This window comes from Herminiimonas sp., assembly GCF_030645555.1.
Lineage (GTDB): Bacteria > Pseudomonadota > Gammaproteobacteria > Burkholderiales > Burkholderiaceae_D > Oxalicibacterium.
This window is the reverse complement of the sequence record NZ_JAUSME010000255.1, coordinates 1-6,140: the sequence shown is the minus strand read 5'-3', so window position 1 is coordinate 6,140 and position 6,140 is coordinate 1. Positions and strand designations below refer to the sequence as shown.

Sequence of the window (6,140 nt, the reverse complement as noted above, 5' to 3'; positions counted from 1 at the left end):
AGCATTTTGCCATCGATTTTTTCACTGCCGGTGCGCGACTGGGCCGGCGGCGCAGCAGTGGTAGCAGTGGTGCCTGCCTGCGGCAGAATTTGCTCCGCCGATTGTTCCGCTGTTTGCTCCGGCGCCTGCGCCACCACCAGCGGTACAGGGTTATCAGGTTGCGTCTGCCAGCGCAGCAACACCAGCGTAACCAGCATCACGCTGGCCGCCATAGACAGCGGAGTACGCCAGCGCGACAGGAAGCCCGGCAAGGGGCTGGCCGCAGCACCTGGTAGCGCGGGGTCGTTGGCCGCCGCATCCGTGGCTACGGTGCGCGCCAGTTCGGCTTCCACTTTGGCCAGTATCGCGGCATCCAGTTCTGCCGATGGCGCGGGCTGCGGCAACGACTGCAACTGCCGCGACAATTCATCCTGACGCTGCAGGAAGAGCTCGAAGCCGTCGTCGATTTGATCCTTGTCCTTGCCCGTCATGCCCGCTCCTCCTGCACAGCCTGCGCCTGCATGTAGTGCTGTCGCAATTTGCGCATCGCATAACGCAACCTGCTCTTGATCGTTTCTACCGGCACGGCGGAAATCTGCGCGATCTCTTCCAGGCTCATGCCGTTGAATTGCTGCAAAACCAGCGCTTCCTTTTGCTCGACTGGCAGGCTGCCTATCGCCGCATGCAAATCGGCAGCCCTTTGCCTGGCTTCCAGCGCGGATTCCGGCGACACCTGCTCTTGCGCCGCATCGGCCAGATATTCAAACACGCTCTCGCCATCTGCATCGATGCCGAGATCGCCAGCCAGCAGCGGCTGTTGCTGGCGCAGCAAATCGATCAGGCGGTTGCGGGCGATCTGGTACAGGTAGGTGCGAAAACTCGCCTGCGGCTGGTAGCGCGAACGCGCATGGTGCAGGCTGACCCAGCTATCCTGCGCGATTTCGTCCACCCATTCGCGGCGCGGCGAGCGCCATGCCAGGAAACGGTAGAGTCCGCGGCTGTGGCGCTGATACAACTCCTTGAAAGCCGGCAGATCGCCATCGCAATAGCGCAGCATCAGGGTTTCGTCGGAGAGGTCGGCAAGCATGGCACCCAGTGTAGCGAAGACGTTCCATGCCAGCAACTGGTGCTTTACGCACGCATAAGCCCGGCCTTAACCCCATAACCCGGCCTGCGCCGTTGCATACCCTGCAGCCATCTGCACAGCGCAGACGGCACCGGACGGGTTAACATTTCACTTGATCCGCACTTACCTATACATCATCAGGAGATTTCGATGCGCAAGATACAGCTGGTTTCCCTCATCTTCCCGGCCTTGCTGCTGTCGGCTTGCAGTTCAACCAGCCTGCAAGACGATGCCGGCAACAAAGGCGGCGAGAAGCTCGAACCGCAACGCACCTGCTGCATCAATCCAGACAGCCTGCGCAAACAGCACGACGACCCGGCCAGCATCCTGTTCAAGCGCAGTGTGTATTTCGATTTCGACCAGTACACGATCAAGGATGAATTCAAGCCGCTGGCGGAAGCGCATGCCAAATACCTGGCCAGCCACCGCGACATCAAGGTCGTCGTGATCGGCAATACCGATGAGCGCGGCGGCCGCGAATACAATCTGGCGCTGGGCCAGAAGCGTGCAGAAGCGCTGCACAGGATTTTTGCGCTGTACGGCGTAGCTGAGCAACAGCTGGAAGTGATTTCCTACGGTGCCGAACGGCCAAAGGCCGAAGGCAGCAATGAAGCCGCCTGGGCGCAAAACCGCCGCGTCGATATCGTCTATGAAGCGGCAAATACCGGCAAGTAATTACATTTAACGACATGCTGCCCGGCATGCGACGCTCTGCCGGACAAGAAGATGGACACAAGTTGTCCACCTGACTCCCACGCCATCCCATCATTAAGCCGCATGCCTGCATTACCCGGCTATTGTTTTCCTGAAATCTGCCGATACAAAATACAGGGCTCACAAAATGAGCCCGCTATCTGCTAATGGCTTACCTAAGCCCTTGAATCAGTTGATTTTTATCGCCGCCAGCAAAAGCTGACAGGCTGGCCATCCACTCTGGTGCCAGTACACAACAATTAACTTTTAGCGGCTTCATTCTGGTAAAAATCTGCAGATATGCAGTTATGATGTTTCCATCAGGAATGGTCGCCGCCAGGCAATTGTCGTACAACCTCATTCATGAATGGGAAGTAAGTGATGAACAATGTCATACGTAAGCTAAGCAGGCTGGGGGTCGGAGTAAAACTGGCCGCGATCTCTTTTGTATTGATCGCCGTCGTCTTCGGTATTTTTGTCTGGGCCACCGGGCGCGCGACCACCAACATGCTGGCACAGCACGCGACCGAAGAAGTCAGCGCCAAAAGCAAACTCGTTTTGGGCATGAGCAGCGATGCCGCCCTGATCAAGAACAAACTGCTGGCGCTCAAGGTCGGCCAGACCGGCACTTATTATGTACTCGACGCCAATCCGGGCAGCGACTTTGGCAAGCTGGTGATTGCCGCCAAGCGGGAAGGACAAAACGTCCTCGCCGACAAGGCCACTGACGGCCGCGAATTCATCAAGGAAATGCTGAGCAAGAAAGAAGGCGTGATACGTTACCGTTCGCCAGCCGATGCCGGCTCGCCGGAACGCATAGCCGCCTTCACCTTTGCCGCGGACAAGAACTGGGTCGTCGTCGGCGATACCTTTACAGCTGAATTCACGCATGAAGCCACGGCCTTGCGCAATGTTTCCGCCGCCGCTGCCTTCATCGCCTTGCTGATACTGACCGCGCTGCTGTACAGCGCGATACGCAAAAACGTCACCGGCCCGCTGGCACAAGCCACGCGGGTAGCACGGCAACTCGCGACAGGCGACCTGACGACCCGGCTGGAAACCAAACGCACAGACGAGATCGGCCAATTGCTGAGCGCCATCAACAGCATAGGCCAGGGACTCGCCAATGTCGTATGGAACATCCGCCATGGCACCGAGACCCTGTCAACGGCAACCAGCGAAATCGCCGCCGGCAATCTGGACCTGTCATCGCGCACCGAACAGCAAGCCAGCTCGCTGGAAGAAACCGCCTCCGCGATGGAAGAGATGACCTCCACCGTCAAGGAAAATGCCGCCAACGCCGAGCAAGCCAACACGCTGGCGCGCAACGCTTCGCAGGTCGCCGTCAAGGGCGGCAACGCCGTGGCCGAAGTGGTCAGCACGATGGACTCGATCAACCAGTCGTCGAAAAAAATCGTCGACATCATCAGCGTCATCGACGGCATCGCCTTCCAGACCAATATCCTGGCCTTGAACGCAGCAGTCGAAGCCGCACGTGCAGGCGAACAGGGCCGCGGTTTTGCCGTGGTCGCCAGCGAAGTGCGCAGTCTGGCGCAGCGCAGTTCGGCCGCCGCACGCGAAATCAAGTCGCTGATTGAAGACTCGGTCGATAAAGTCCAGAGCGGCAGCAAACTGGTGGCACAAGCCGGCACCACGATGCAGGAAGTCGTCAGCAGCATCAAAAGCGTGGACGACATCATGGCCCAGATCAGTTCTGCCAGCCGCGAACAAAGCATAGGCATAGAACAGGTCAATCAAGCCATCGCGCAAATGGATCAGGTCACGCAACAAAATGCCGCGCTGGTAGAGCAGGCGGCCGCCTCGGCAGAATCGCTGCAAAGCCAGACCACGGAATTGAATAATGTCGTCAGCATCTTCAAGATCAAGAGCGGCAGCCACGGCTCGATGGACGAAGCCAGGGACATGGTCAGCAAGGCGATAGAATCGATGTATGAAAACGGCAAGGAAAAAACTTTCGCCGAAATCAGCAACAAGCTGGGCCAGTTCTGCGACCGCGATCTGTATGTCGTGGTCTATGACATGCACGGCCGCAACCTGGCACACGGCGCCAACCCGGCATTGATAGGCAAGGACTTGATCGACGCCAAGGATGGCGCCGGCAACCCGTTCGTCAGGGAGCGCATCGCCATCATCCAGAACACCGGCAAGGGCTGGCAGGACTATATGTTCCTCAACCCGATCTCAAAGCAGATAGAAGCCAAGTCCATGTACCTCGATAAATACGAGGACTTGATCATAGGCTGCGGCGTGTACAAATAATGATGTCGCAAAGGGGTGGCGGCGGCAAACGCTGGCCTGCCCCTCCTCACACCAGCATGCTCCGTGCTAAGATCAATCATTCTTCAAGGAGACTGCCATGGCTGTGAAACTGAACAAGCAGGAATTTCTGGATGAACTCAATCGCAACCTGAAGGAACATCCGGGTTACGAAGACTGGATGCAGTTTGTCCACGCACCGGAAGGCATAGAGCCGGACACGGTAGAAGGCTTTGAACGTGCCGGTCCGCAACCGCGTCACTCGCTGTACGACTTGATCGCACTGAAAGTCGGCGAAGCATTCGAGATGTTCCCGAAATAATCCCCGCCTACACGCACTAGCCGGTCAGCAGTCTATCTGCTAACCGGCGCAGGCCTTGCCGGCAAACGACAAGGCCTACAGCAATATCCCGCGCGCATAAAACCAGCCATCCTTGGGATGCGGCCGGTCATCACCTTCTTCCATCAAGTAAGCCTCGGTCAGTTCACGCGGAAAATATTCCAGATGCACCCAGAAACTGTGCGTGCCGCTCTTGAAGCCTCCTGCTGATGCTTCGCCGGTGATCGAGTCCTGATACCAGACCAGCTGTATTTGATCCAGCGGCATCAATTTCATCTCGCGTCCCCATGCAGCGCAGCCACGCCGTCGAGCGCAACGCATTCCTCGTCGGATAAGTTGATGTCGGCCGCAGCCACATTCTGTTCCAGATGCGCGACCTGCGAGGTACCCGGTATCGGCAACATCACCGGGCTGCGCTGCAGCAGCCATGCCAGCGCGATCTGGCCCTTGCTTGCGCCATGGCGGTGGGCGATGGTATCGAGCATCGCGCCGGTCTCGGTCAAAGTCCCGGCCGCCAATGGATACCAGGGGATGAAGCCTATGCCATGCTGCGTGCAGTAATCGAGCACATCTTCGCTGCCGCGATCGGTCAGGTTGTAACGATTCTGCACCGTCGCCACCTTGAAGTATCTGGACGCAGCCTTGATCTCTTCAACCGACACTTCGCTCAAGCCCGCATGCCGTATCACGCCTTCATCGATCAACTGCTTGACCGCGCCAAACTGTTCATCGCGCGGCGTCTTCGGATCGATCCGATGCAACTGCCACAAGCCTATCTGTTCCACACCCAGCCGCTGCAAGCTGCCGTGCGCCTGCCTGATCAAATAATCGGGATTGCCATGCGGCGTCCACTGATCCGGCCCCTGACGCGTCAAACCCGCCTTGGTCGCAATCAACATGTTCGGGTAGGGATGCAGCGCCTCGCGTATCAATTCTTCCGACACATTCGGCCCGTATGAATCGGCAGTATCGATGAAGTTCACACCCAGTTCGGGCAGGCGCTTCAAGGTGCGTATTGCTTCAGCCCTGTCAGCCGGCGCACCCCAGATGCCTTTGCCGGTGATGCGCATCGCGCCGTAGCCCAGGCGATGGACTTCGATTTCGCCACCGATCTTGAAGGTTTTAGGGATGCTATTGCTTGCATGTGGCATGTGTTGTCTCCTGACGATGAGCTGGATAAGGTGCGGACGTTATGCGAGAACTCAACGCCCGCCAAACACCGTATCGCCGAATATCTTGTTCTGACCATGCGGTGCCGAACGCCAGTATTGTGGCGGTGCGGCTATGGTTGCACCCAGCGCAGCCGCTGCAGGCCACGGCCAGCGCGGGTCGTACAAAAGACCACGCGCTAGTGCGATGAAATCAGCCTTGCCGCTGGCGATGATGTCTTCCGCCTGTTGCGGCTCGGTGATCAAGCCTACCGCCATCGTGTTGACGCCGGTCGCTTCTTTCACGCCTTGCGCAAAACCAACCTGATAACCGGGACCGAGGATGATTTTCTGCAAAGGTGAAATACCACCCGACGACACATCGATCCAGTCGACATCGCGCTTCTTCAGCTCCGCGGCAAAGGCGATGGTCTGCTCCAGATCCCAGCCGTGCTCCATCCAGTCGCTTGCCGACACGCGAATACCAACCGGCTTGTCTGCCGGGAACACCGCACGCACCGCCTCGAACACTTCCAGCGGAAAACGCATGCGATTTTCCAGCGAGCCACCGTATTCA

At 58.1% G+C, this 6,140-nt stretch carries 7 protein-coding genes and 1 pseudogene; 3 read left to right on the top strand and 5 right to left on the bottom strand.

Translation table 11 applies throughout. The features are described 5' to 3' along the window. Together Q7T06_RS09980 and Q7T06_RS09975 are read right to left on the bottom strand one after the other, a co-directional pair. A partial coding sequence (locus tag Q7T06_RS09980; RefSeq protein ID WP_304784188.1) for a hypothetical protein occupies positions 1–470 on the bottom strand: 470 nt, incomplete at its 3' end. Beyond that, positions 467–1,066 carry a sigma-70 family RNA polymerase sigma factor gene (locus tag Q7T06_RS09975; protein ID WP_304784186.1) on the bottom strand — a complete coding sequence of 200 codons (600 nt, stop codon included), beginning with the start codon at positions 1,064–1,066 and terminating at the stop codon, positions 467–469. The genes Q7T06_RS09980 and Q7T06_RS09975, both read right to left, overlap by 4 nt. Positions 1,067–1,255: 189 nt before the next feature. Here Q7T06_RS09975 and pal point away from each other — a divergent pair, with 189 nt between their 5' ends. From pal to Q7T06_RS09960, 3 genes are all read left to right on the top strand, one after another. After that, on the top strand, positions 1,256–1,780 hold the full coding sequence (gene pal, locus Q7T06_RS09970; RefSeq protein ID WP_304784184.1) for a peptidoglycan-associated lipoprotein Pal: 525 nt from the start codon (positions 1,256–1,258) through the stop codon (positions 1,778–1,780). Positions 1,781–2,179: 399 nt separating this feature from the next. After that, the gene (locus Q7T06_RS09965; protein ID WP_304784182.1) at positions 2,180–4,078 is read left to right on the top strand and encodes a methyl-accepting chemotaxis protein; all 1,899 of its coding nucleotides are present in this window, start codon (positions 2,180–2,182) and stop codon (positions 4,076–4,078) included. 97 nt (positions 4,079–4,175) lie between these two features. Next, positions 4,176–4,397, top strand: coding sequence for a hypothetical protein (locus tag Q7T06_RS09960; protein WP_304784180.1), 222 nt, complete (start codon positions 4,176–4,178; stop codon positions 4,395–4,397). Between the two features lie 75 nt (positions 4,398–4,472). On the opposite strand, the gene Q7T06_RS09955 is transcribed toward Q7T06_RS09960, so the two are convergent. From Q7T06_RS09955 to Q7T06_RS09945, 3 genes and pseudogenes are all read right to left on the bottom strand, one after another. Further along, entirely contained in the window at positions 4,473–4,691 is a 219-nt protein-coding gene (locus Q7T06_RS09955; protein ID WP_304784178.1) for a hypothetical protein, read from the bottom strand. Beyond that, on the bottom strand, positions 4,688–5,566 hold the full coding sequence (locus Q7T06_RS09950) for an aldo/keto reductase (RefSeq protein WP_304784176.1): 879 nt from the start codon (positions 5,564–5,566) through the stop codon (positions 4,688–4,690). Before Q7T06_RS09950 ends, Q7T06_RS09955 begins: the two co-directional genes overlap by 4 nt. A gap of 51 nt (positions 5,567–5,617) precedes the next feature. After that, positions 5,618–6,140, bottom strand: a pseudogene (locus Q7T06_RS09945) (oxidoreductase); the annotation flags it as partial.